Source organism: Streptomyces solicavernae (genome assembly GCF_029968095.1).
GTDB classification, from domain to species: domain Bacteria; phylum Actinomycetota; class Actinomycetes; order Streptomycetales; family Streptomycetaceae; genus Streptomyces; species Streptomyces solicavernae.
The window spans coordinates 32,621-57,309 of record NZ_JASCIR010000015.1; the positions used below are offsets into that span (position 1 = coordinate 32,621).

Genomic DNA, 24,689 nt, shown 5'->3' on the forward strand with positions numbered 1-24,689 from the left:
CACGAAGCGACCGAACTCGCCTGACCGGTCGGCGTGGGCCCCCGTGTGAGGCCCACGCCACACCGCCCGCTCCCGTAATGCGGCACACTGGACGTTTGGCCTCTCCCGTCCCGTCACGAGGCCTGCCGTAGAACGGAAAGGGTGCGCGCGTGGCTGGTCCCCTCATCGTCCAATCTGACAAGACCCTCCTGCTTGAGGTCGACCACGAGCTGGCCGACGCCTGTCGGCGGGCCATCGCGCCGTTCGCCGAGCTGGAGCGGGCGCCCGAGCACATCCACACGTACCGGCTCACCCCGCTCGGGCTGTGGAACGCGCGGGCGGCCGGGCACGATGCCGAGCAGGTCGTCGACGCGCTCGTCGAGTACAGCCGGTACCCGGTGCCGCACGCGCTGCTCGTCGACATCGCCGAGACGATAGACCGGTACGGACGGCTCACCCTCAGCAAGCACCCCGCGCACGGCCTCGTTCTGAGCAGCACCGACCGGCCGGTCCTGGAGGAGGTGCTGAAGTCGAAGCGGGTCACTCCGCTCGTCGGGGCGCGGATCGATCCGGACACCGTCGTCGTGCATCCGTCCGAGCGCGGGCAGATCAAGCAGACGCTGCTCAAGCTGGGCTGGCCGGCCGAGGACCTCGCCGGGTACGTGGACGGCGAGGCCCACACCATCGACCTCGCCGAGGACGGCTGGGCGCTGCGCCCGTACCAGAAGCAGGCCGTGGAGAACTTCTGGCACGGCGGCAGCGGGGTCGTCGTACTGCCGTGTGGCGCCGGTAAGACGCTCGTCGGCGCGGGGGCCATGGCGCAGGCCAAGGCGACCACGCTGATCCTCGTCACCAACACCGTGTCCGCCCGCCAGTGGAAGCACGAGCTGGTCAGGCGGACGAGCCTCACCGAGGACGAGATCGGCGAGTACTCCGGTACGAAGAAGGAGATCCGGCCCGTCACGATCGCGACGTACCAGGTCCTCACGACGAAGCGGAAGGGCGTCTACCCGCACCTGGAGCTCTTCGACTCACGGGACTGGGGCCTGGTCGTCTACGACGAGGTGCACCTGCTGCCCGCGCCGGTCTTCAAGTTCACCGCCGACCTCCAGGCCCGCCGCCGCCTCGGCCTCACCGCGACGCTCGTACGGGAGGACGGGCGCGAGTCCGACGTGTTCTCGCTGATCGGGCCGAAGCGGTTCGACGCCCCGTGGAAGGAGATCGAGGCGCAGGGGTACATCGCCCCGGCGGACTGCGTCGAGGTCCGGGTGAACCTGACGGAGTCCGAGCGGCTGGCGTACGCCACCGCCGAGGCGGAGGAGAAGTACCGGTTCTGTGCCACCACGGCCACGAAGCGGAAGGTGACGGAAGCGCTCGTCCGGAAGCATCAGGGTGAGCAGACGCTCGTCATCGGGCAGTACATCGACCAGCTCGACGAGCTCGGCGCGCACCTCGACGCCCCTGTCATCAAGGGCGAGACCACGAACGCGGTGCGGGAGAAGCTGTTCGACCAGTTCCGGGAGGGCGAGATCTCCGTGCTCGTCGTGTCCAAGGTCGCGAACTTCTCCATCGACCTGCCCGAGGCGACGGTCGCGATCCAGGTGTCCGGGACGTTCGGCTCGCGCCAGGAGGAGGCGCAGCGGCTCGGCCGGGTGCTGCGGCCGAAGGCCGACGGTCACGAGGCCCGCTTCTACTCCGTCGTCGCCCGCGACACCATCGACCAGGACTTCGCCGCGCACCGGCAGCGGTTCCTGGCGGAGCAGGGGTATGCGTATCGGATCGCTGATGCGGATGATTTTCTGGCGGGGTGAGGCTTACGTAGCCCGTTTGTGCGCCGTCGGCCGGGGCTCGCTCGATCGCCCTGCGGGCTCGTCCTCAAACGCCGGACGGGCTGGAAGTGGGTCCCCCTGATTCGCCGGACGGGCTGAATTCGGGTCCCCCCGATCCGCCGGACGGGCTGGATTTGCCCGCTGCGTCGGCACCGTGACCCGCCTCCGCCCCGTCCACACCGCCACACACCCCAGCAGAGCCAGCCCCAGCAGCGGGTACGGCGAGGCGAGTGGCTGTTGCCACCACGGGTACTGGAGGTCCAGCTCGCCGTCGTGCGGCAGGAGCCAATGCGTACGGGCGGTGAACAGGGCCGTCACCACCACCGCCAGGTACACACGGCGTTCGGCGAGCAGCAGCGCGGCCAGCGGGACGCACCACACCCAGTGGTGGGACCAGCTGATCGGCGAGATGAGCAGCGCCGTGAACGCGGCGGTGAGCAGGCCCCACTGGCTGTGGCCGTGGTGGTGGGCGCGGCGGGCCAGCCACAGGCCGAGGGCCGCGACGAGCAGGGCGGGCACCGCCCACAGCAGACCCGGCTCCTCGATGCGCAGGACGCGGGCGAGGAGCCCCTGCAGGGACTGGTTGTCGACGATCCACACCTTGCCGACCCGGCCGGTCTCGAACATCCGCCGGGTCCAGAACTCGACGCTGGCGCCGGGCAGTACGAGCACGCCGAGCAGCACCGTGCCGACGAACGAGGCGGTCGCGGTGGCCGCCGTCCGGATGCGTCCGACGAGCAGCAGATAGACGACGAAGAAGCCGGGTGTGAGCTTGATGCCCGCCGCGATGCCGAGCGCGAAACCCTTGCCGACGGCGCCCTCGGGACGGCTGAGGTCCCACAGGACGAGGCAGACCAGGGCGAGGTTGATCTGCCCGAACAGCAGGGTCTGGAAGACGGGTTCGAGCCAGAGGGCGAGCCCGGTCGCGGCGAGCGGCAGCCAGGGGCGGGCGCGGCTCCCGGACAGCCCGGTGAAGCGGAACGACAGGTGGACGAGGAGCGCGAGCAGCGCCACGTTCCCGGCGACGAAGGCGATCTTGAGCAGCGGTATGGGCAGCCAGGTCGTGGGGACGAAGAGGATCGCGGCGAACGGCGGGTAGGTCGCCGGGAGGTTCCACTCGGTGACCGTGAACCCGTAGAGGTCGGTGCCGCCGACGACGGCCGCGCCCTCCGCCCGGTACACGAGGGTGTCGGCCATCGGGATGCGCAGGGTCACACAGAGCGCGGCGAAGGCCGCGAGGGAGACCAGCAGCAGCACGCCGGAGGCGATGACGCGGGGTGAGCGCGAGGTCACAGTCCGGTGAATCACGGGCGTGACCCTACCTGTCCGTTACGGCGTCTTTACATCGGGGCGATCAACGGCACCGTACGGCCGGATGGCGGCAGGGTTCAAGGGTGATATCGGACAGGGAAGTTGAGGAAGTTGAGGAAGTTGAGCGTCACCGTCTGCGGACGCCGGTCTCCTCTCCGTACTCACCGAGGACCGTGACGTTGAGCGTGGTGCTCGCGAAGACCTTGGCGGCGCGCAGGGCGTTGCCGAGGGGGTGGCTGTGCCGGGTGCCCGTCGCGGCGGTGGCGCCGCGGGCCGGGGAGGGCCGGCCTGCTGCTGGGGTGAAGGTTGCGCTGCTCATACCTCCATTGTCCGACTGGCGTGTTCGTCCTCCGCGAGGCCTGGTTAAAGCGTTCGCCCCGGTGGCAGCCCCTGACCTAGACTCGCCGCTTCCCCCGCCTCCCTCGCGGAGAGCTGCTGCCCGGACGGAAACCGGTCGGCTTTCCTCACGTACGCGCCCCGTACGCACCCCGTACGCGCCCCGTACGCGCCCGCATCTGCTCCGCCGGAGGCCGAACCCGTGACCCCCACCCCCGAACGCGATCCGCTCGCGCGCGAGCGCGACCACCTCACCGCGTCCCGGGCCGCGCTGCGCGCCATGCGGGCCGACGTCGAGGCCCTGGACATCGCCGACGTGACCGCGAACTGGGTCAACGCGGCCGTCCTGCAGGGCCAGATCGACGACCGCATCAAGGCGCTCGCCGACCTCGCGCACACCCCGCTGTTCTTCGGCCGGCTCGACTTCCTGCACGCGGCGGGCGCCGAGTCCGCAGAGTCCCCAGAGTCCGCCGAGTCCGCAGAGGGCGGGGAGGGGCCGAGCTTCTACATCGGGCGGCGGCACGTGCACGACGCCGACGGGGACCCGATGGTGATCGACTGGCGTGCGCCGGTCTCGCAGGCGTTCTACCGGGCCTCGAAGAAGGACCCGATGGACGTGGCGCTGCGCCGCCGCTTCGGGTACACGGGCGGGGAGCTGACCGCGTACGAGGACGAGCACCTGTCCGACCCGCAAGAGGCCGCGCAGGTCAGCGCGCTGCTGCAGCGGGAGATCGAGCGGCCGCGCGTGGGCCCGATGCGGGACATCGTCGCGACGATCCAGCCCGAGCAGGACGAGATCGTACGCAGCGGCCTCGGCGGCACGGTCTGTGTGCAGGGCGGCCCCGGCACCGGCAAGACGGCGGTGGGCCTGCACCGGGTCGCGTATCTGCTGTATGCGCACCGCGAGCGCCTGGCCCGCACCGGCACCCTCGTCATCGGCCCGAACGACTCGTTCCTGCACTACATCGAGCAAGTGCTGCCCGCGCTCGGCGAGTTGGAGGTCAGGCAGGCCACGGTCGCGGATCTGGTCGCGCATGTGGAGGTGCGGGCGGCGGACGACCCGGCGGCGGCGCTCGTGAAGGGCGACGCGCGGATGGCCGGGGTGCTGCGGCGGGCGGTGCGCGCGCAGGTGAGCCTGCCGACGGAGCCGGTGGTGGTGGTGCGGGGGTCGCGGCGCTGGCGCGTTCCGGCGTACGAACTGGAGGAGATCGTCCGGGAGTTGCTGGACCGGGACATCCGCTACGGCGCCGCCCGGGACGCGCTGCCGCAGCGGATCGCGCACGCGGTGCTCGTACGGATGGAGCAGGCGGGTGAGGCTCCGGACGACCGGGTGCAGGACGCGGTGGCGCGGAACGCGGCGGTGAAGGCGGCCGTGAAGGCGGTGTGGCCGCCGGTGGACCCGGCGAAGCTGGTGCTGAGGCTCCTCTCGGACGCCGAGTTCCTGGCCGAGCACGCGGACGGCGTCCTGGACGCGGACGAGCAGAAGGCGGTTCTGTGGGCGAAGCCCGCCCGCTCGGTGAAGTCCGCGAAGTGGTCGGCGGCGGACGCGGTGCTGATCGACGAGGCGCAGGACCTGGTGTCCCGTACGCACTCTCTCGGCCATGTGGTCCTGGACGAGGCGCAGGACCTCTCCCCCATGCAGTACCGCGCGGTGGGCCGGCGCTGCAGCACCGGATCGGCGACGGTCCTCGGCGATCTGGCGCAGGGCACCACGCCCTGGGCGACGCGGAGTTGGGGCGAGGCTCTGGCGCATCTGGGCAAGGGCGGCGCGGTGGTGGAGGAGCTGACGGCGGGCTTCCGGGTGCCGCGCGAGGTCATCGCGTACGCGTCCCGTCTCCTCCCGGACATCGCGCCGGGGCTCGCGGCGGTGGGGTCGGTACGGGAGTCGCCGGGGTCGCTGTCGGTGCGGCGGGTGGACGGGGGCGGCGATGTGGCGGGGGCGGTGGTGCGGGCCTGCGTGGAGTCGCTTGCGCACGAGGGCTCGATCGGCCTGATCGCGGCGGACGCGCGCGTCCCGGTCCTGGCGGAAGCGCTGCGCACGGCCGGCGTCCCGTACCTCGACCCGGGTACGGAGACCTCCGCGGAGGCGCGCCTGACCCTGGTCCCGGCGTCGCTCGCGAAGGGTCTGGAGTACGACTACGTGGTCCTGGACGAGCCCTCGGCGGTGGTGGACGGCGAGCCCGACGAGCGCACGGGCCTGCGCCGCCTGTACGTGGCGCTGACCCGTGCGGTGTCGGGGCTCGTGGTGGTCCACGGGGCGGAGCTGCCGGGGCAGTTGGCCGCCTGAGGGGGAGTTGCTTCCGCCAGAACGGAGGGGGAGTTACTTCCGCCGGACCAGGGAGAGTCACTTCCTCCGGACCAGGGAGAGTTACTTCCTCCGGATCAGGGAGAGTTACTTCCTCCGGATCAGGGAGAGTCACTTCCTCCAGAACAGGTGGTGCGTGACGCCGCTCGGGCTGGGCACAACCTCCAGGTGGTAGCGGTCCCGGAGCTCGTCCGGGGACTCCCACAGCCGGACGCCGGAGCCGAGCTTGTGTGGCCAGACCGCCACGTGCAGGGTGTCGACGAGCCCCGCGTCGAGGAACAGCCGGATGGTGGTGGCCCCGCCGCCCAGCCGGACGTCCTTGCCCTGGGCCGCCGCGCGGGCCTTCTCCAGTACGACCGCGGGCTCGTCGTCGACGAAGTGGAACGTGGTGTCGGACAGCGTGAACGAGGGCCGCAGGTGGTGGGTCAGCACGAACACCGGGGTGTGGAACGGCGGTTCGTCGCCCCACCAGCCCTGCCAGTCGTGGTTCTCCCAGGGCCCGTGCTGCGGCCCGAACTTGCCGCGTCCCATGATCTCGGCGCCGATGTTGTGCGCGAAGTCCCGCGTGAAGTAGTCGTCGAGGCCGCGGGTGCCGCCGGGGTCGGTGCGGTTCGGCCAGCTCGCGGTGGCGCCGGCCCAGGTGAACATCTCGCCGGGGTCGGCGTGCCCGAACGGCCGCTCCAGGCTCTGGCCCTCACCGGCGCCGTAGCCGTCGCTGGAGACGGTGAAGTTCTGGACCTTCAGGAGCTGTTCCACTGCGGTGCCTCCGGGGGCGAGGGGGTCGGTGGTTGCGGTTGCGGTTGCGGTTGCGGCAGTAGTGACTGCCGACTGTCCCGAAAGTCATCTCTCCCCCGGGGGCGTCTTTCCTAGCCGTCCACCACCGCCCGCCAGAAGGCCACCGCCTCCGCCGACACCGGCGCGCCCCACCCCTGAGGCCGCGCCGCGCCCCCGATGTGGAACGCGTCGATCCCCACCGCCCGCAACTGCGGAACATGGCCGAGCTCCAGCCCGCCGCCCACGAGGATCTGCTGCCGGTACCCGGGCTCCCCGGCCCGCGCCGCCTCCGCGAGCAGCACCGGCAGTCCGTCCGTCACGCCGGTCGCCGCGCCCGCGGTGAGGTACGTGTCGAGGCCCGGCAGGTCCGCGAGCTGCTTGCGCAGCGCGTCCCGGTCGGCGGCCCGGTCGATGGCGCGGTGGAACGTCCACGGCGCCCCGTCCAGGGCCCCCACGATCTCCTCGACGGCGCGGAGGTCGGGCCCGCCCGTCTCGTCGAGGAACCCGAGCACGAACTCGTCCGCCCCCTCGGCCCGCAGCGCCCGCGCGTCCCGTACGAGCGCGGCCACGGCATCGGCGTCCCCCGCGGCGAAGCCGTCCGAGGCGCGCAGCATGACGCGCAGCGAGACGTCGACGGCGGCGCGGATGTCGGCGAAGGCGGCGACGCCCGGTGTGAGGCCGTCCGCCGCCATGTCCGTGACCAGCTCAAGGCGGTCCGCACCTCCGGCCTGGGCGGCGACCGCGTCCCGGGCGTCGAGCGCGATCACCTCCAGGACTGCACGCTTGCTCATGGGGCCTCGTCTCTCCTGGGCACGGCTACAGGTCCGGATACAGGTCTAGTCCAATATCAAGCCTAATGGCTGTGCCCGTCTTCCGTCCCATGGTCGTCGGGTTCGGCGTCCGGCGCATCGGCGGGCGCACCCGCCCCGCCCGTCCGTACGGTGAAGTCCGCCGTACGCACCTTCCCGTCGTGCTTGAAGTCCAGGAACAGCCGGTACGAACCCTCGCTCGGCACCTCCGCCGTGAACGGCACGACCGGCCCCGGCCCGCCCTCCCCCGGGTGGACGTGCAGATACGCGAGGTCGCCGGAGCGCAGCGCGACGAGGTGCCCGTACGCCCCCAGGTAGGGCTCCAGGTCGGTCACCGGCTCGCCGTCCTTCGTGACGCGCAGCTTCAGCTCGCTCGCGCGGCCGGGGGTGAGTCCGCCGTCCAGAGTGACCTCGTACCCGCCGGGCAGCGTCGCGCGCGCGGCGGGCGCGGGCAGCGGCGCGGGCTCGTACTTCCCGGACACCGCCAGGTCCGCGCCGAGCGTGCGCCCCTCGCCGCCCTTCGGCCTGAAGTCGGCGAAGACCCGGTACCCGCCGGCCTTCGGCAGGTCGACCGGGGTGGACCAGGTGCCGTCGGCGGCGCGGGTGGGATGCAGATGCCGGTACGTGTCGAGCTCGCGCGAGGCGACGATCAGGTGGAGCTCCTTGCCGTGCTCGCGGTCGTACGCGGTGACCTCGCGGCCGCTGCCGTCCTCGACGGTGAAGCGGAGCCGGGCCTTCTCCCCGGCGGCGAGGCGCGGCGTCTCCAGGTCGAGGCTGTACCCGCCCTGCGAGACCTGGAGGCCGCCGGGGGGCTCGGGGGCGGGGGCGCTCTCCTCGTGACCGCCGCCGTGCCCGCCCTCCTCCGTCGCCTCCTTCACCACCGGGTCCGCGGCACCGCCCACCGCGTACGCGGTGCCGAACGTGGCGCCGACCGCCGTGACGAAGGCCGTGATCCTGACTGCGGTGTTCATGGCTGACTCCCTGCGTCGCCCCTGGTTTCCGATACGCATGAGAGTACCCCCAGGGGGTATCAAGTCAAGCGGAGAAAGAGCCTTGCGCTCGCCACCCCCCAGGGGTATACATGGAACCGTTCGCACATACCCCCCAGGGGTACATACGCCTCACGCAGCCTCACACAGGAAGGGCGGCAGCCATGACCACCACCACCGCGACGGAGGTCGAACTCGCCATCGGCGGCATGACCTGCGCCTCCTGCGCCGCGCGGATCGAGAAGAAGCTGAACCGCATGCCGGGCGTCGAGGCGACCGTCAACTACGCCACCGAGAAGGCCAAGGTCACGTACGCCGGGGACACAGCCGTCACCGACCTGATCGCCACGGTCGAGGCCACCGGGTACACGGCCCAGGAACCCGCGCCCGCACGGACCGAGGAACCGGCCGAGACCCAGGGAGACGACGAACTCCGGCCCCTGCGGCAGCGGCTGACGACCGCCGTCCTGCTCGCCGTCCCGGTGATCGCGATGGCGATGGTCCCGGCCCTGCAGTTCGAGTACTGGCAGTGGCTGTCCCTGACGCTCGCGGCCCCCGTCGTCACGTACGCGGCCTGGCCCTTCCACAAGGCGGCCTGGACCAACGCGAAGCACGGCGCGGCCACCATGGACACGCTGATCTCGGTCGGTACGTCGGCGGCCTTCGCGTGGTCGCTGTGGGCGCTGTTCTTCGGTACGGCGGGGACGCCCGGCATGACGCACCCCTTCGAGCTGACCATCGCCCGCAGCGACGGCGCCGGGAACATCTACCTGGAGGCGGCCGCCGGGGTCACCGCGTTCATCCTGGCGGGCCGGTTCTTCGAGGCACGCTCCAAGCGGAAGGCGGGCGCGGCCCTCAAGGCGCTGCTCGAACTCGGCGCGAAGGAGGTCACGGTCGTACGCGAAGGGCGCGAACTCCTCGTGCCCGTCGGCGAGTTGAAGGTCGGCGAGCACTTCCTGGTCCGCCCCGGCGAGAAGATCGCCACCGACGGCACGGTGACCGAGGGCTCGTCCGCCGTGGACGCCTCCATGCTGACCGGCGAGTCCGTGCCGGTCGAGGTCGGCGTCGGGGACGGGGTCACCGGCGCCACGCTGAACGCCGGCGGCCGCCTGGTCGTCGAGGCCACCCGGATCGGCGCGGACACACAGCTCGCCCGGATGGCGCAGCTGGTCGAGGACGCGCAGAACGGCAAGGCGGCGGCGCAGCGCCTGGCCGACCGGATCTCCGCGGTCTTCGTCCCGGTCGTGATCGCCCTGGCCGTGGCCACCCTCGGCTTCTGGCTCGGCAACGGCGCGGGCCTGACCGCCGCGTTCACGGCCGCCGTCGCCGTACTGATCATCGCCTGCCCGTGCGCCCTCGGCCTCGCCACGCCGACCGCGCTCATGGTGGGTACGGGGCGCGGCGCCCAGCTCGGCATCCTCATCAAGGGCCCGGAGGTGCTGGAGTCCACCCGCCGCGTCGACACGGTCGTCCTGGACAAGACGGGCACGGTGACGACGGGCCGTATGACGCTCCTCGCCACGCACACCGCGACCGGCGTCACGGAAGCCGAAGTCCTGCGCCTGGCGGGCGCGTTGGAGCACGCCTCCGAGCACCCGATCGCCCAGGCGGTCGCGTCCGGCGCGGCCGCTCAGGTCGGTGCGCTGCCCGCCCCCGAGGACTTCGCGAACGTCGCGGGCCTCGGCGTCCAGGGCATCGTCGAGGGCCACGCGGTCCTGGTCGGCCGCGAGCAGCTGCTGAAGGACTGGTCCATCGGCCTGCCCTCCTCGCTGGCCCGCGCGAAGGCGGAAGCGGAGGCAGCCGGCCGTACGGCGATCGCGGTGGCCTGGGACGGGGAGGCGCGGGCGGTCCTGGAGGTCGCCGACGCGGTCAAGGAGACCAGCCCGGAGGCGATCCGCCGCCTGCGCGCACTCGGCCTCACCCCGATCCTCCTCACCGGCGACAACCGCGCGGTCGCGGAGTCGGTGGCGGCTCAGGTCGGCGTGGACCGGGTGATCGCCGAGGTCATGCCGGAGGACAAGGTCGACGTCGTCAGGAAGCTCCAGGCCGAAGGCCGGTCCGTGGCGATGGTCGGCGACGGCGTCAACGACGCGGCCGCCCTCGCCCAGGCCGACCTGGGCCTCGCGATGGGCACGGGCACCGACGCGGCGATCGAGGCGGGCGATCTGACGCTGGTACGCGGTGACTTGAGGTCGGCGGCGGACGCGATCCGCCTGTCGCGCAAGACACTGGGCACGATCAAGTCCAACCTCTTCTGGGCCTTCGCGTACAACGTGGCGGCGCTGCCGCTGGCCGCGGCGGGGCTGTTGAACCCGATGATCGCGGGCGCGGCGATGGCGTTCTCGTCGGTCTTCGTGGTCGGCAACAGCCTGCGGCTGCGGCGTTTCAAGGCCAGTTGATTCAAGGCACGTGATTTCAAGGCCAGTTGAAGTGACGCGTTCACGGGGCGAAGGTCGCGGAGCGTGACTACGCTGGCACGGTGAGCCCCAAGAGCCGCGCGCACAAGAACCCTTCCGCGCTGAAGATGGTGGGACGCCTCCTCGCGCTGTTCCGCCAGACCGCCGGACTGACCCAGGCGGAACTGGCGGAACGCCTGGCCATCGCCGAGTCGACGATCGCCTCGATCGAACAGGGCAGACGGCCGCTGCTGCCCGACCTGGCGGAGAGGCTGGACGAACTCCTCCAGACGAAGGGGGTGTTGGCAATCGCCGTGGACAACATGCCGGAGATCGATCAGTTTCCGCTGTGGGCGGAGAAGTACATCGATCAGGAGCAGCGGGCGATTTCGCTGTGCAAGTACGACGCCTTGGTCATCCCCGGCCTGCTCCAGACCCCCGACTACGCTCGCGCGTTGCTGCAACAGCGGGTGCCCGCGTACGACGAGGACGAGATCGCGGCGAAGGTGGCCGGACGCATCGAACGGCAAGGCATCTTCCAGCGCAAGGACCCGCCTACGGGAAGCTTCGTGATCTGGGAACCTGCGCTACGCATGGCCTTCGTCGAACCAGCCGTACGTGCCGTGCAGTTGAGGCACCTGCGCGCGATGGCGGATCTGCCTGGCGTGACCATTCAGGTTCTGCCGTTGGACGCGGAGGAGAACGCGGGCACCGCAGGCTCCTTCACCCTGCTGGAGACGGCCGACCACCAACACCTCGCCTACATGGAAACGCAGCGGGGAAGCCAGTGGGTCTCCGATCCGGACGAGGTGTCCACCCTGGCGCGCAAGTATGCGATGCTGCGATCACAGGCCCTGTCCCCCAAGGCGACGAAGGGTCTGCTGGACCACTTGCTGGGAGAGGCATGAGCACCGCACTGGACTGGTTCAAGTCGAGCTACAGCAGCAGCGAAGGCGGCGACTGCCTCGAAGTCGCCTACGACTGGCGCAAGTCCAGCTACAGCAGCGACGAGGGTGGCGACTGCGTGGAGGTAGCCCCCCACCCCACCGCCATCCACATCCGCGACTCCAAGAACCCCGAGGGGCCGATCCTCACGGTGCCCCCGGCCGCCTGGTCCGCCTTCGCGAACGAGGCGGCAGGCCGCACGACCCCGTGACCCGACCGGTTGTCACGTACGACGAGCTCCGCCAACTCGTGGATGGATACGAGGGGTTGGCTGACGAACGCGGGCTGCTCGTGCGGGCGGACATCGCGGACCTGGAGATCAACGTCCGCGTGATCGACGCGACCCCGCTGCGCGGGCGGATCATGGTCGAGACCGCCTTCCAGATCCAGTCCCAGGACGACTCGGCGGTCCCGCTCGTGGGCGGCCGGGCACACCACCCCGGCATCGGCGTGTGCCGTACCGCCGACCTGCTCGTCGTCGCCAAGGACGACCTGGACGGGCAGGCAGACGACTTCGCGATGTTCGGCCCGAACGTGACTGCCGCCATCGAGGTGTGCTCCACCGAGGACGGCCACAGCATCGAGCCCCGCGCCTACTCCCGCATGGGCGTCCCTACGTACGCGCACATCGCCCCCCGGGGCCGGCACCGTCACCCTTCACTCCGCAGCGCGCCGCACCACCTACAAGTTCGGTGACGCCGTGCAGCTGGGCCCGTGGACGATCGACACGTCCAAGTTCCCCACATACTGAGCCCACCGCCCAGCCACCGGCGTACCGACTGCCTGACTCACGCGCTCCGCTGCCCCAGAATGCAGAACTCGTTGCCCTCGGGGTCGGCCAGGACGACCCACGGCTGCTCGCCCTGACCGATGTCGACGCGGCGGGCCCCGTGGGCGAGAAGACGGTCCACCTCGGCGGCCTGGTCCTCCGGCCGGAAGTCGAGGTGCAGGCGGCTCTTGGCCTTCTTGGCCTCGTTGAGGCGGACGAAGTCCAGGCCCGGTGTGACGTCCGGCGCCGGGCGGATCTCGAACTCGTCGTCGTCGGAGTAGACCTCGACCCAGCCAAGGGCCTCCGCCCACCACCGGCCAAGCCCCGCCGGGTCCTCCGCGTGCACGATCACCTGTTCCCAGTTCAAGGTCATCCGGCGATCCTAGAACGACTACAACTCCCCCGCGCCGACTCCGGCCAACTCGTACCTGGCTCCGGTCGCGTGCCGCCCCGCGTACAACCGTACGACCACCTCCGGCAAGCTGGCGAGAGCCCATTCCGAACGCTCCGCGATATCCCGCTCGTTGACCTCCGGCGAGAACACCGCCTCCTGGGGATCAGATGAGGGAGCAAGCCGCGCCAAGGAATTAAAAAAACCGCAATGTGGTGCGGAAGGGCCAGAATATTCAGGAAAGGACGATCGACCAAACCGCTCCCTCCGTCACGCCCGTTCCGGAGTCCGGGCCGACGACGTAAACGGATGCGCGACCCGAATGTTCCTGATAGTGCCTCATCGACCCCGGCCCTGTAGTTCCGACTTCCTCCAGGGCCCCTCCCCGAGATTCGATGGCCGCACTGAGCGAATCGAAACACAATTCCTGGGAGAAATTTCCGTAGACCTGCCGAATGGGCAGAGGAATCATCTCGTCGAGATCTCTCGACAGTCGATGGGTTTGCAGAGATACAGTTACCGACTCCCAGCATCCGTCACGCCTGGTGAAACCGACCTCGATCAGACCATAATCACGCCTCATCCTCGACTTCCGGACATCGTCCAGAAAGTTAGCCCCTAGGACTTCTTCCCATCCGTCAGGTGAGGCATGGAGAGGAACCCCGAGAATCTCCCTGGACACCGCGGCGGTCGCATAAAAGTCAACATCGGCCACCATCAGGGCCTCACCTGTTCAACTTCTCTAGGTTCTTGATAATGAAGTGCATCTCTGCGGCCCTGTTTGACGTCATCCCGAACTCGCCGTTGTTCATACTATCTCTCGCCGACGTAGCCTTTTTAATTATATCCTCCCTGAGGGTTTGATTCGAATATATCTCATCCAGGACTTTCTGAACTTCACGGTCGCTGGCAGTTCCATGCTTAAGCCTAATTGGCTCGGCGCCGATACCTCCCTCACCGTCAGGGAAAATCCTTACTTCATTCTTATTGATGTGAATGTGCGCTCCCTTATTCCCCCAGTCTTGGTAAGCGACAGAAGCGTGAATATTGTACGGCGCAAGACCGAGCGGGTCACTCCAAGTCTGCGGGGAGTTCACATATGCATTCGGGTTCGGCGCGGGCCCCAGGCCGAGCGGGTCAGGCGACAGATAACGGGCTGCCTCAGGAGCGTAGTGGCGAAAATAGTTGTAATGCATCCCCGTCTCGGGGTCGAAATATTGACCCGGGAAGCGGAGTGGCGTGTAGCCGGTTGCTCCCTTGTTCCAGGCTGTGGTTCCCCAAAGGGTGCCCCTGGCACGCCAGGCGATCTCTCCCGACACATCGAGCAGTTCCGTGGGCGTACCAACCAGGTCGGTGACTATCGCGTAGAAACGGTCATCGACCTCTCTGCCCGAGAGTTGCTTCCGTTCCGTCTGGGCCAGCGGGCGACGGCCCTCGTAGTCCCACGTGAGCGCGACCGACTCCGGCCTTCCTGGCGTATGACTCATCTGCTCGCACAGCGTCGTACCGTCCCAGACGAAGTCGACCTGCTCCGCGACGGTTTCTCCGTTCGGCGCGAGCCGCTGTTTTGATACTCGGCGCCCCAGCGCGTCGTATGAGTAGCGCCATGTCGTGCCATCCGGAGTGATCACCGATGTGAGGCGGTCCTCCGCATCCCACATGTAGCGCCACGTGTCCGGTTTACGGGACAGGCGGGGCTTCTGACGCATGACTGTTCGGCCGGCAGTGTCGTGTTCGTAGCGCACGGCGCCCGCCGTGCGTATACGCGTGCCTGCATACGCGCGGGAGCCCACAGCCTCCTGGCCAGGCATCACGCTCGGCCAGAATGCCTCTGTTTGGTTACCGGCCTCATCGTATGCGTATGTCTCGCTCCAGTCCGCCGCGTGTACGGCGGTAACGCGGCCCGCCACGTCCAGGTCGAATCGGCGGGAGCCGTTGAGCTGGTCGTCGATGTCAATGAGGTTGCCGTCGGGGCGGTACGTGTAACTCCGATTCTGGACCATTTGGTCCGACGGATTGAAGATTTCCTGTTTCGTCAGACGGCCCATGAGGTCGTACCCGCTAGTGAGGGAAATTCCGTGGCGCAGGGTCCGGCTCAGTTCCCGTCCCATCCCGTCACGTGAACGAGATCGTCCGGCCAGACGTCCTCAGCTCCGTGGGGTTGCCCGCCGCGTCATACTGCCACGAACTCTTCACCCCCGAAGGGGTCTTACGGTCCACCCGGCGGCCGAGTGCGTCGTACGTGAACGTCATTGTGCGGCCGTTGACCGTCTCCGACACCAGACGCCCCGCAGCGTCCCGCTCCAACTCCAGTACCGCGTCTGCGTTCACCGCCCGCACCAGGCCACCCGCCGCGTCGTACTCGTATGTCGTGATCGCTCCCGCCGCGTCCTTGTAAATCGTCCTCCCCAGGATGTCCCGCTGGAAGCGAATAACCTCGCTCATCGCGGTTGTACGGGAGAGCACTTGGCCCGCCGCGTCGTGCGCGTACGTCAGGACGCGATCGTCGAAGTCCGTCTCGGAGACCAAGCGCCCGGCTGCGTCGAACTCGTAACTCCACGTCAGACCCTGCGGGTTGACAACTCTGCGGAGACGGAGCTCGCCGTCGTGCTCGAACTCGTAGCGGGCGCCATCCGGACCTATCCGGGCGGACAGCAGGTCGAAGTGCGTGTACTCGAAGTGCGAGACCGCACCCAACGCATCGGTATGACTCAGACAGTTGCCCTCACCGTCGTACGTCCACGACTCCGACGAACCGTCCGCACCCGTACGACGGGAAAGGTTGCCCTCGACCGTCCACTCCAAGCGCGTCACCGTACCCAACGGGTCCATCACCGTGAGCGGCCGGCCGAACAAGTCCCGTTCGTAGCGGGTCACCGCACCCAGCGGGTTCCCGACCTCCAGGTGCAGGCCGGCAGCATCACAGCGCACCCGGGTCGTTGCCCCAAGCGCGTCGACGACCGCGGTGCAACGGCCTCGGTCGTCATAGAGGAATCGAGTGGTGGCACCGCTGGCATCGGTGACCGACGTGCGGTTGCCGAAGTCGTCGTACTCCTGGACTGTGACCGTGCCATCCGGAAGTTCGGTGGAGACGGGCAGTCCGAGATCGTTGTACGCAAAGCTCATCCGTGAGCCGTCCGGCAACTCCTGGGCGAGAAGGTTGCCGTCGTCGTCCCAGGTGTAGGTGATGGTGCGGCCCAAAGGATCGGTGTGGGTCAGTAGCCGGTCACGATTGTCGAAGGTCTGCTGGGTGGTGTGGCCCAACGGATTGGTTTCGGCGACGATCTGTCGGCGCTCGTTGAGTTGGTAGAGCGTGGTGTGCCCGAGGGCGTCCGTCCACCGGGTCGTGCGGTTCGCGGTGTCGTACACGAACGTCCCGGACAGGTAGCCCTCAGGACCGATGGTCTGGACGACGCGCCCCTGGTCGTCGTGGACGTAGCGGTACGTGGAGTCGTTGCGGTCGGTCCAGGCGGTGATCCGGCCCTGGGGGTCGTACTCGAACCGCAGCGGCTGGTCTGAGGAGTTGGTCACCTCGGTGAGATCACCGGAATCCAGGTCGTATCCGTAGGCCATGACGCGGACCGCGCCGTCGGGGCCGGTGCGCAGGGACAGCTGGGTGATACGGCCCAGGTCGCGGTCGGCGGTGAGCTGGACGTCGTACCCGCCGCTGTGAGTGATGGACAGGGGCAGGCCGGTGCCGTCACGATGGATGTCGATCTGGTTGCCGTGCGGGTCCTCGATCGTCGTGAGCCATAGCTGCCAGCCCTCGCCGCGGGGGCGGGAGAAGTACTTCGTCCACCCGGAGCGCGGGTCGGTGGCGGAGAACTCCATGTCGTGGGCGCCGAAGTCACTGATCCGCCGCAGCGGGATGCGCGGGCCGTCCACCGGCAGGATCTCGGGCTGCTGGGGATTGGGCAGCTGGTCGTAGACCAGCAGAGTGCCGTCCTCCCGAGCCCAGACGGCCTTGTTACGGACGTCGACCTCAAGGCGCTCGTCCAGGGTGGACGCCCAGGAACGGCCGAACCAGGTGCCGAAGGTGTAGTCCGACAGGTGGGTGCGCTTGAGGACCAGGGGCAAAATTCCAGGGAGGGTGAGGTCCGTCTGTTCCAGCAGCATCTGGCCACTGGCGACATCGATCGGGTCTTCCTTGCAGGTCCGATTCGGCGCTTCGACGCTGTGGTGTCGTGGGTCGTTGAGGGCTTTGTTGAGGAGGTCCGGCTTACTGCCGGCCGCACCGCCTTTGCCTCCCGGCCCCTTCGACGGCGAGTTGGGGCCACCCTTGCCGTCCTGGTCGCCCATGATCTTGCGGAGGGCTTCCTCGTTGGCCTTCTCGTTCTCCTTGTGCCGCTGGGAGGTGTCGCGCATGTTCTTCGGCACGAGTTCGCTGTTGTGCCGGATGACCGCGACCAGGGCCTTCCGCATCCCCTTCACACCACCGTCGACCACGCCGTCGAAGCCCTGGGTGAACGGGTCCCTGCCCTTGGTGCGGTTGTTGGCACCGTCAGCACGGTTCAGGGAACCGTTGAGACGGGTCATCGACGTCTCGCCGAGCCGGCCCAGGTCCCCGGCGGCCTTCTCGTACTCGACGTGGTCGATACGCATCCGGCCCACACCGCCCCCGCCACCGGGCCTCCCTCCTCCCGGCCCGTCGGCGGAGTTCAGGTTCATCCCCGCAGCACCCTTGCCGTCACCGCCGGCGTCCCCCGTACCGGGGCTGAAAGCCTCCGTGGTCAGCTCCAGGACCGCGTCGGCGACCATGTCCTCCAGCTTCGCGGCGACCGGCTCGGTCACCATCGCGATGACCTGCTCGACGATCTGCTCCGCGGCCTCCTTGATGATCCGCCGTATCGCCTCACGCATCGCCGTGATCTGCGCAGCACCCAGAAACGCGGACAAGCCACCAGTAGCGACGATCAGGCTGATCGCAAGACCCGCGGACGCCGCCATGGCCCCGAGTTCGAGCTCGGCCTTGACCTTCATGCCATAGATCAAGTCCGCGACGACATCCAACGCATCCGCGAACATCCGGGCAACTTCAGGCAGTTGCTCCAGATGCGAGGACTTCACCTTGCCCCAGTGCTCCTGCATGGCATCCACCGCCCAGCCCTCGCTGGACGACAGCAGACGACTCACCGCCCCCTGCGCCTCGCCCGCGTGGTCATCGAAGGCATCCGCGAGCTCACGCATCGCGTCGGCCATCTCGCGGTAGTCGTCCTCATCCACGTTCGGCCAGTTGATCCCGACAAAATCGAGAAGCGTGTCCACCCAGCCGGGCAGGACGTAGCCCATCCCCGTATCCCTTCCCCCGTACGCCAGTTACAGCTTCGCGCCTGCGTACCCAAAAACACTTGTGCGAATCTGCACCGTAACCGACGGCACTGACAGTCACGCTGGAGCCCGCCGTCAGGCCAACAGGTAGGGCGTGAGCACGCCCACGGATGCGTCCTGGGCTGACCACCCCGCCCCGTTGCGCTTGCTTCGTTTATTGCGAAGCATGAGCCACACAGCGTCGATGGGGCCGAGGCGGCGACGCAGGCATTGCGTCAGGTGAAGCGGCACCTCTCCGCCCACGCGAGCGAGGACGTCGTACGGCCGACGTCGTACGAGCGCGCTGGTCGGCCGAACGGCGAGCTGCCGCTGCGCGCGGGCGGTGGAACTCCTCGCCAGGGTACTGGCGCGCTCGCGTCCAATACCGCGCCCGGGTCTCGGGGCGGAGGTGTGGGACAGGGCCGTCGGCCCCGTGAGGGGTGGTCGTACCGTCCGCAGACGCCCTCGGGTGACCGGCCGCGGGCGGGTGGGCCTAGGCTCGACGCCTATGACCGACGACGACGCCCTCAGCCTCCAGCAGCGCTGGTCCGCCACCCTGATTGCCGTGCGGGGCGAGGGGCGCGGGCCCGATCCCGCGCCGTACGGCCTGAACCTCGTCGGGCGGTGGGGCGAGCCGCAGCGCAAGTACCACACCCTCACGCACCTCGCGGCGGTCCTCGACCACATCGACGTCCTCGCCGGGCACGCCGAGAACGCGGACCTGGTCCGGCTCGCCGCCTGGTTCCACGACGCGGTGTATCTGCCGGACCGGTCCGAGAACGAGGAACGCTCGGCCCGGCTCGCCGAACGCGCCCTGCCCGAGGCGGGATTGGAGGCCGACGCGACCGCCGAGGTGGCCCGGCTCGTCCGGCTCACCGTCACGCACGACCCCGCCGAGGGCGACCGCAACGGCGAGGTGCTGTGCGACGCGGACCTGGCGATCCTGGGCGCCGAGCCCGACGCGTACGCCACCTACGCCGCCGCCGTGCGCGAGGAGTACGCGTTTGTACCGGACGAGGCGTTCCGCGACGCGCGCGCGGCCGTCCTGCGCCAACTCCTCGACCTGCCACGGCTGTTCCGCACCCCGCACGGCCGCGCCGCCTGGGAGGATCCGGCCCGCCGGAATCTCATTGTCGAGCTGGAGCTGCTGACGGCATGATCGGGCCATGCCCCGGAACCCCAGCGCACCTTCGCTCGTCACGCTGCTCCCCGTGACCCCCTCCGCCGCCGCGAACCTCGCCCTCGGCGGCACCGGCGGCTTCGACTGGGTCGAGGGCGGCCCCGAGGAGGGCACCCGCATCGGCGCGGGCCTCGTCGCCAAGGCCGAGGGGGAGGGCACGTACGTACCGGGCTGGGGCATGTACGTCATCGCGCGCGCGAGCGACGGCCGCGCGGTCGGCGCGATGGGCTTCCACAGCGCGCCCGCCGCGGGCCGCGTCGAGATCGGGTACGACGTGGTCGCCCCCGCCCGCGGCAACGGCTACGCGACCGCCGCCCTGCGCGCCCTCACCGCCTGGGCCCTCGCCGAACCCGGCGTGACCACGGTGTACGCCCGCACCACCCCCGGCAACGCCGCCTCCCAGCGCGTACTCGAAGCCGCCGGGTACACGCTCACGGCGCGGGGGCCGGAGGAGCTGACGTACGAGCGGGAGCGAGTGACGTTGGTCCGGCGGGAGTGACGCTCGTCCGTACGGGAGTGACGCTCGTCCGCACAGGAGTGACGTTCGCCCGTACGGGAGTGACGTTCGCCCGTACGGGAATAGCGCACCTCGCGGTCACTGTTCGCAACGGATATGCCCGACCCCGTGACCGCCCCCGGTTCCTCCGCCCCCGCTCCCGCTCCCTCTCCCTCGCCCCGGAGTGCGAAGCCCGGCTCTCCCCGGAGCGCGAAGCCCCGCATGCCCATCGCCGTGCACACGCTCGGGCTCGCCGTCTTCGCGCTCGGCACCAGCGAGTTCATGCTCTCCGGGCTGCTCCCGGAGATCGCCCGCGACATGGACGTCTCCATCCCGAGCGCGGGCCTGCTGATATCCGCCTTCGCGATCGGCATGGTGGTCGGCGCGCCCGTGCTCGCCGCCGCCACACTGCGGCTGCCCCGGCGCGCCACCCTCGTCTCGCTGATCACCGTGTTCGGCCTCGGCCAGGTCGCGGGCGCGCTCGCCCCGTCGTACGAGATCCTCTTCGCCTCCCGGGTCGTGAGCGCCCTGGCCTGCGCCGGGTTCTGGGCGGTCGGCGCGGGCGTCGCCATCGCCATGGTGGACAAGGGGGCGCGGGCCCGGGCGATGGCCGTGATGATCGGCGGCCTGTCCATCGCCAACGTCCTCGGGGTGCCCGCGGGCGCGTTCCTCGGCGAGCACTTCGGCTGGCGGTCGGCGTTCTGGGCGGTGGGCGCGGCCTCCGCGGTCGCGCTGGTCGGCGTCGCCACGCTGATCCCGCGCATTCCGGTGCCGGAGCAGAAGCCGCAGCTCCGCCGCGAGCTGGTGATCTACCGGGACCCGCAGGTGTGGGTGCAGATCGCGCTGATCACCCTCGCGGGCGGCGGCGTGTTCTGCGCGTTCAGCTATCTCGCGCCGCTGCTCACCGACGTGACCGGGCTCGCCTCCGGCTGGGTGCCGACGGTGCTCGGGCTGTTCGGGGTCGGTGCGCTGGTCGGTACGACGGTCGGCGGCCGGATCGCGGACGCGCACCTCTTCGGCGTGCTGTTCAGCGGCATCGTCGCCTCGACGGTCTTCCTCGTCGTCCTCGGCCTGTTCGCTTCCTCGGCGGTCGTGGCGGTCGCGGTGGCGTTCCTGATCGGCTTCTCCGCGTTCTACACGGCGCCGGCGCTCAACGCCCGGATGTTCAACGTCGCCGGCGCCGCCCCGACCCTCGGCGCGGCCACCGCCACGGCGGCCTTCAACCTCGGCAACACGAGTGGCCCCTGGCTCGGCGGCCTCGTCATCGACGCGGGCCTCGGCTATACGTCGCCGGCCTGGGCGGGGGCGGGGATGACGCTGCTCGGGCTTGCGGCGGTGGGTCTGGCGCTGCGGATGCAGAGGGGCCGTTCGCTCACGGTCGCGACCGGCGGCGCCCCCACCCCCGCCGTGCCCCCGACCACCGAGCACTCCGCTTCCGCTTCCGCTTCCGTCTCCTCTTCCGCTTCCGCTTCCGCTTCCGCTTCCGCTTCCGCTTCCGCTTCCGGCGATACGCCTACCGAGCGCTCCGCTTCCGCCGCCGCAGCCCCGCCCGCGTAAGCAGCCGTACGACCTCCCGGCTCGACACCTCGACCGCACCGGCCCGCACCGCGTCCTCGTAGCGGTGCGCCGGTACGTCGTAGTGGTCGCGCTCGAACGCCCGCCTCGGACAGCCCACCTTCTCCGCGAACGCGTGCAACTCGTCGTACGACACATCGCTGACCATGTGCGACCACATACGGCCGTGCCCGGGCCAGGTGGGCGGGTCGATGTAGACGGTCACCGGCCCACCGAGCCGAGGGAGCCGACCGCCGCGACGACCACGCCCGCCTTGGCGCACACCCAGTGCGGGTCGGCGCCCAGCTCGGGCTCGACGTCCAGGGCGTGCGGCTCTCCCGTGCCGCACACGACGCACAGCGGCCAGCGGCCGTACTTGTCCAGGAGCGAGTCCTGGACGTCCTGCGCTATCAGGCCCGCCACGAACTCCACACCCTCCGGCCACTGGCCGACCCACCAGCGGCGGTGGGACACGGCGTCCTCGACGAGCGAGACGACGTCGGCCTCGGCCACTTCGCCTGCCACGAGGTCGGCCAGGACGAGCGCGCGAGCCGCGTGCAGCGCCTGCTCCAGGTGACTGGTGGGGTCCGGGGCGTTCATGCGTCCATTGTGCGCCCACGTCCCCACCAGAGGTCCAGCGGCTCCTGGCTGTCTTGTCGGCGCCTGCGCCTTGCCTGCGCCTTGCCTGCGCCTTGCCTGCCTCGTACTCCTCGTGTGTCCCTTACGCCTCGATCCGCTCAAGCAGTCGTACGGTCACCTCGTCGCCCTCCTCCTTCCCGATGGCCTTCCTGACCTCCGCCTTGACCGGCAGCTTGTGCCGGCCGTCGCCGAGGGCCATGAAGGAGCTGCGGAACGGGTGCCCGTCGACGGTGCCGCGGACCTTGACCAGGCCATGCGTACCGAAGAACTCGGCCGACTCGGGCCAGATGACGTAGGTCCAGCCGCCGCGCTCCGGGCTCTTCTCCAGGGTCGCGGTGAATTCCTTGTCGATCACGCCTACTGCCCTCCCGTCAAAGGGTCCTTGGTTCGGTGGACCTCCCGACCGGCCAAAACTCATCGCCGCCCTTCGAAAACCGCCTCTCACCACACGGGCAGAAGGTTCGTCAAGCGACCCCACACTCATGAGTGATCTTCCCCAACTCGGCTTCCGTTCCTGCCTGTTGGGCCGCTTACGCTCCACTCGAACGTCCTTGCTCCACCCTTCGAACGGAACCGCATGGTCACCTCCTCCCACGAGGCAATGCACCGCATCTTCCAGCACGATCCCGGGCTCTTCAGCCGCGTCTCCCAGTTCCTCGGGGCCGACATCCCCAGACCGGTCGGGGCGACCGCGCTCCCGACCGACCTCACCGAGGACAGCCCGGTCGAGCGCCGCGTAGACACACTGCTGCGCTTCGACACCGCCGAGCAGGGACCCTTCCTCCTCGCCGTGGAGGCGCAGGGCAAGAAGGATCCGGCGAAGCCCGCGAGCTGGGCGTACTACGCGTCGTACCTCTGGACCAAGTACCGGCTGCCGACGGCACTCCTGGTCGTCTGCCAGGACCTGACCACCGCGAAGTGGGCCCGGCAGCCGATGACCTGCGGTCCGGCGCGGATCCCCACCCTGACCCTGCAGCCCCTGGTCGCGGGGCCGCACAACATGCCGATGATCACCGACCCGGACGAGGCCCGCGAAGACCTCGTCCTGGCCAGCCTGGCGGCCATTACGCACGCCGCGGATCCGGGGGTCGATGCGATACTTAAGGCGCTGTCCGCAGCGCTGAAGGACGCCCCCGATGACGTCGCGAACCCGATCGTCGAATTCACCGCCCAAGGCCTGGGCAACCGCCCGGCCAAGCACTTCTGGAGGAACCTGGTGGCCGTGGACCTCTCCTTTTACAGGTCGTACCTCGCAGAAGAAGTCCGGGAAGAAGTGCGCGACGCAGTCCGGGAAGAAGTGCGCGACGCAGTCCGGGAAGAAGTCCGGGAAGAAGTCCGGGTAGAAGTCCGGGAAGAAGTCCGGGTAGAGGAACTGAACGAAGGCCGGGCCCAGGCCCTGCTCCAGGTTCTGGAAGACCGCGGATTGGACGTATCCGACGACGTCCGCGAACGCATCACCACCTGCCACGACGGGGATCAGCTCAGCGAGTGGCTGACCCGTGCCCTCACTGCACAACAAGCCGCGGACATCTTCGACGCCCAGGCGTAGGCGTAAGGGGACACAGCAGGCGGGCCGGCTCCCCCGGGGGCCGGCCCGCCGTCATACCCGGGGCCAAAGTCCCGCGCCCCGGCGTGACGGAGGGCTCTTGACCGCCGCCGCATCAGAAAATATCTTTCAAAGCGTGAGCAGCAACCTGAAGGAAATTTTCAGCGGTGGCAGCAGCGGCGCCCCGCCCGCCCCTGCGGCGCTCGCGGCGAAGGTGCGGACGCTCGCGCCGTCGATGACGCGGTCCATGCAGCGCGTCGCCGAGGCCGTCGCCGGGGACCCGGCCGGGTGCGCGGCGCTGACCGTCACCGGGCTCGCCGAGCTCACCGGCACCAGCGAGGCGACCGTCGTCCGCACCGCCCGCCTCCTCGGCTACCCCGGCTACCGCGACCTGCGCCTCGCCCTCGCCGGCCTCGCCGCCCAGCAGCAGTCGGGCCGCGCCCCGGCCGTCACCGCGGACATCGCCGTCGACGACCCGATCGCGGACGTCGTCGCCAAGCTCGCGTACGACGAGCAGCAGACCCTCGCCGACACCGCCGCCGGGCTCGACACCGCGCAGCTCGGCGCCGCCGTCTCCGCGCTCGCCGCGGCCCGCCGGATCGACATCTACGGCGTCGGCGCCTCCTCCCTCGTCGCCCAGGACCTGGGCCAGAAGCTCCTGCGCATCGGCATGGTGGCGCACGCCATGGGCGACCCGCACCTCGCCGTGACCAACGCGGTGCTGCTCCGCTCCAAGGACGTGGCCGTCGCGATCACCCACTCCGGCTCCACCGGCGACGTCATCGAACCGCTGCGCGTCGCCTTCGAGCACGGCGCGACCACCATCGCGATCACCGGCCGCCCGGACGGCCCGGTCTCGCAGTACGCCGATCACGTACTGACCACGTCCACGGCCCGCGAGAGCGAGCTCCGCCCCGCCGCGATGTCCTCGCGTACGTCCCAACTCCTCGTCGTGGACTGCCTGTTCGTCGGCGTGGCGCAGCGTACGTACGAGACGGCCGCGCCCGCGCTCGCCGCGTCCTACGAGGCGCTCGCGCACCGCCACAGCCCGCGCAGCCGATAGCCCACCGGCTCCGTAAGACCTCAGAACCCCCAAGAACCCCCCACCCGCCGCGTACGAAAGAGCCGCCGCAC

The 24,689-nt window shown here is 69.8% G+C and carries 20 protein-coding genes and 1 pseudogene; 11 read left to right on the plus strand and 10 right to left on the minus strand.

Annotation, left to right across the window (positions count from 1 at the left end; translation table 11 throughout):
- The first annotated feature begins 149 nt into the window (after positions 1 to 149).
- A complete protein-coding gene (locus QIS99_RS18480) occupies positions 150 to 1,790 on the plus strand; it encodes a DNA repair helicase XPB (protein ID WP_282514635.1) in 1,641 nt (546 codons plus the stop codon).
- A 3-nt stretch (positions 1,791 to 1,793) separates the two neighbouring features.
- On the opposite strand, the gene QIS99_RS18485 is transcribed toward QIS99_RS18480, so the two are convergent.
- Positions 1,794 to 3,116, minus strand: coding sequence for a glycosyltransferase 87 family protein (locus tag QIS99_RS18485; protein WP_282514636.1), 1,323 nt, complete (start codon positions 3,114 to 3,116; stop codon positions 1,794 to 1,796).
- 130 nt (positions 3,117 to 3,246) lie between these two features.
- Complete coding sequence (locus QIS99_RS18490; protein ID WP_282514637.1) at positions 3,247 to 3,438, minus strand: hypothetical protein; 192 nt, start codon at positions 3,436 to 3,438, stop codon at positions 3,247 to 3,249.
- A gap of 219 nt (positions 3,439 to 3,657) precedes the next feature.
- Here QIS99_RS18490 and QIS99_RS18495 point away from each other — a divergent pair, with 219 nt between their 5' ends.
- Positions 3,658 to 5,742 (plus strand): HelD family protein, encoded by a 2,085-nt coding sequence (locus tag QIS99_RS18495; RefSeq protein ID WP_282514638.1) that lies wholly within the window; start codon positions 3,658 to 3,660, stop codon positions 5,740 to 5,742.
- 129 nt (positions 5,743 to 5,871) lie between these two features.
- Here QIS99_RS18495 and QIS99_RS18500 read toward each other — a convergent pair whose 3' ends face one another.
- The 3 genes from QIS99_RS18500 to QIS99_RS18510 form a co-directional block, all read right to left on the minus strand.
- Positions 5,872 to 6,516: a dihydrofolate reductase family protein gene (locus QIS99_RS18500; protein ID WP_282514639.1), complete on the minus strand. Its 645-nt coding sequence runs from the start codon at positions 6,514 to 6,516 to the stop codon at positions 5,872 to 5,874.
- Positions 6,517 to 6,626: 110 nt separating this feature from the next.
- The gene (locus QIS99_RS18505; RefSeq protein WP_282514640.1) at positions 6,627 to 7,325 is read right to left on the minus strand and encodes a copper homeostasis protein CutC; all 699 of its coding nucleotides are present in this window, start codon (positions 7,323 to 7,325) and stop codon (positions 6,627 to 6,629) included.
- 62 nt (positions 7,326 to 7,387) lie between these two features.
- Positions 7,388 to 8,314, minus strand: a complete 927-nt coding sequence (locus tag QIS99_RS18510; protein ID WP_282514641.1) for a hypothetical protein — start codon at positions 8,312 to 8,314, stop codon at positions 7,388 to 7,390.
- 182 nt (positions 8,315 to 8,496) lie between these two features.
- On the opposite strand from QIS99_RS18510, the gene QIS99_RS18515 reads away from it, so the two are divergent.
- From QIS99_RS18515 to QIS99_RS18530, 4 genes are all read left to right on the plus strand, one after another.
- Complete coding sequence (locus QIS99_RS18515; RefSeq protein ID WP_282514642.1) at positions 8,497 to 10,731, plus strand: heavy metal translocating P-type ATPase; 2,235 nt, start codon at positions 8,497 to 8,499, stop codon at positions 10,729 to 10,731.
- An 80-nt stretch (positions 10,732 to 10,811) separates the two neighbouring features.
- Complete coding sequence (locus tag QIS99_RS18520; protein ID WP_349017306.1) at positions 10,812 to 11,636, plus strand: helix-turn-helix domain-containing protein; 825 nt, start codon at positions 10,812 to 10,814, stop codon at positions 11,634 to 11,636.
- A complete protein-coding gene (locus QIS99_RS18525; RefSeq protein WP_282514643.1) occupies positions 11,633 to 11,884 on the plus strand; it encodes a DUF397 domain-containing protein in 252 nt (83 codons plus the stop codon). Before QIS99_RS18520 ends, QIS99_RS18525 begins: the two co-directional genes overlap by 4 nt.
- Positions 11,881 to 12,369 (plus strand): hypothetical protein, encoded by a 489-nt coding sequence (locus tag QIS99_RS18530; RefSeq protein WP_282514644.1) that lies wholly within the window; start codon positions 11,881 to 11,883, stop codon positions 12,367 to 12,369. The genes QIS99_RS18525 and QIS99_RS18530 overlap by 4 nt, the downstream gene beginning before the upstream one ends.
- A gap of 92 nt (positions 12,370 to 12,461) precedes the next feature.
- Here QIS99_RS18530 and QIS99_RS18535 read toward each other — a convergent pair whose 3' ends face one another.
- Together QIS99_RS18535 and QIS99_RS18545 are read right to left on the minus strand one after the other, a co-directional pair.
- The gene (locus tag QIS99_RS18535) at positions 12,462 to 12,815 is read right to left on the minus strand and encodes a VOC family protein (RefSeq protein ID WP_282514645.1); all 354 of its coding nucleotides are present in this window, start codon (positions 12,813 to 12,815) and stop codon (positions 12,462 to 12,464) included.
- Positions 12,816 to 13,885: 1,070 nt separating this feature from the next.
- Positions 13,886 to 18,122, minus strand: a pseudogene (locus QIS99_RS18545) (DUF6531 domain-containing protein); the annotation flags it as partial.
- A 526-nt stretch (positions 18,123 to 18,648) separates the two neighbouring features.
- Between QIS99_RS18545 and QIS99_RS18550 the strand changes: the two are divergent.
- From QIS99_RS18550 to QIS99_RS18560, 3 genes are all read left to right on the plus strand, one after another.
- On the plus strand, positions 18,649 to 19,299 hold the full coding sequence (locus QIS99_RS18550; RefSeq protein WP_282514648.1) for an HD domain-containing protein: 651 nt from the start codon (positions 18,649 to 18,651) through the stop codon (positions 19,297 to 19,299).
- Between the two features lie 7 nt (positions 19,300 to 19,306).
- Positions 19,307 to 19,819: a GNAT family N-acetyltransferase gene (locus QIS99_RS18555; protein WP_282514649.1), complete on the plus strand. Its 513-nt coding sequence runs from the start codon at positions 19,307 to 19,309 to the stop codon at positions 19,817 to 19,819.
- Between the two features lie 219 nt (positions 19,820 to 20,038).
- Positions 20,039 to 21,373 (plus strand): Cmx/CmrA family chloramphenicol efflux MFS transporter, encoded by a 1,335-nt coding sequence (locus QIS99_RS18560; RefSeq protein WP_282514650.1) that lies wholly within the window; start codon positions 20,039 to 20,041, stop codon positions 21,371 to 21,373.
- On the opposite strand, the gene QIS99_RS18565 is transcribed toward QIS99_RS18560, so the two are convergent.
- From QIS99_RS18565 to QIS99_RS18575, 3 genes are all read right to left on the minus strand, one after another.
- A complete protein-coding gene (locus QIS99_RS18565; RefSeq protein WP_282514651.1) occupies positions 21,330 to 21,596 on the minus strand; it encodes a DUF4031 domain-containing protein in 267 nt (88 codons plus the stop codon). The two genes, QIS99_RS18560 and QIS99_RS18565, sit on opposite strands and share 44 nt — an antisense overlap.
- Positions 21,593 to 21,970, minus strand: coding sequence for a hypothetical protein (locus tag QIS99_RS18570; protein ID WP_282514652.1), 378 nt, complete (start codon positions 21,968 to 21,970; stop codon positions 21,593 to 21,595). The genes QIS99_RS18565 and QIS99_RS18570 overlap by 4 nt, the downstream gene beginning before the upstream one ends.
- Positions 21,971 to 22,091: 121 nt before the next feature.
- Positions 22,092 to 22,361 carry a DUF1905 domain-containing protein gene (locus tag QIS99_RS18575; RefSeq protein ID WP_282514752.1) on the minus strand — a complete coding sequence of 90 codons (270 nt, stop codon included), beginning with the start codon at positions 22,359 to 22,361 and terminating at the stop codon, positions 22,092 to 22,094.
- Positions 22,362 to 22,586: 225 nt separating this feature from the next.
- On the opposite strand from QIS99_RS18575, the gene QIS99_RS18580 reads away from it, so the two are divergent.
- Together QIS99_RS18580 and QIS99_RS18585 are read left to right on the plus strand one after the other, a co-directional pair.
- On the plus strand, positions 22,587 to 23,558 hold the full coding sequence (locus QIS99_RS18580; RefSeq protein ID WP_282514653.1) for a hypothetical protein: 972 nt from the start codon (positions 22,587 to 22,589) through the stop codon (positions 23,556 to 23,558).
- 145 nt (positions 23,559 to 23,703) lie between these two features.
- On the plus strand, positions 23,704 to 24,618 hold the full coding sequence (locus tag QIS99_RS18585) for a MurR/RpiR family transcriptional regulator (RefSeq protein ID WP_408909589.1): 915 nt from the start codon (positions 23,704 to 23,706) through the stop codon (positions 24,616 to 24,618).
- Positions 24,619 to 24,689 lie beyond the last annotated feature (71 nt).

Bases quoted from the DNA above. Each gene is read 5' to 3' on its own strand.
- QIS99_RS18560 (WP_282514650.1), top strand. From the start codon at position 20,039: ATGCCCATCGCCGTGCACACGCTCGGGCTCGCCGTCTTCGCGCTCGGC.
- QIS99_RS18580 (WP_282514653.1), top strand. From the start codon at position 22,587: ATGGTCACCTCCTCCCACGAGGCAATGCACCGCATCTTCCAGCACGAT.
- QIS99_RS18490 (WP_282514637.1), bottom strand. From the start codon at position 3,438: ATGAGCAGCGCAACCTTCACCCCAGCAGCAGGCCGGCCCTCCCCGGCC.
- QIS99_RS18555 (WP_282514649.1), top strand. From the start codon at position 19,307: ATGCCCCGGAACCCCAGCGCACCTTCGCTCGTCACGCTGCTCCCCGTG.
- QIS99_RS18505 (WP_282514640.1), bottom strand. From the start codon at position 7,325: ATGAGCAAGCGTGCAGTCCTGGAGGTGATCGCGCTCGACGCCCGGGAC.
- QIS99_RS18510 (WP_282514641.1), bottom strand. From the start codon at position 8,314: ATGAACACCGCAGTCAGGATCACGGCCTTCGTCACGGCGGTCGGCGCC.
- QIS99_RS18525 (WP_282514643.1), top strand. From the start codon at position 11,633: ATGAGCACCGCACTGGACTGGTTCAAGTCGAGCTACAGCAGCAGCGAA.
- QIS99_RS18550 (WP_282514648.1), top strand. From the start codon at position 18,649: ATGACCGACGACGACGCCCTCAGCCTCCAGCAGCGCTGGTCCGCCACC.
- QIS99_RS18570 (WP_282514652.1), bottom strand. From the start codon at position 21,970: ATGAACGCCCCGGACCCCACCAGTCACCTGGAGCAGGCGCTGCACGCG.
- QIS99_RS18515 (WP_282514642.1), top strand. From the start codon at position 8,497: ATGACCACCACCACCGCGACGGAGGTCGAACTCGCCATCGGCGGCATG.
- QIS99_RS18535 (WP_282514645.1), bottom strand. From the start codon at position 12,815: ATGACCTTGAACTGGGAACAGGTGATCGTGCACGCGGAGGACCCGGCG.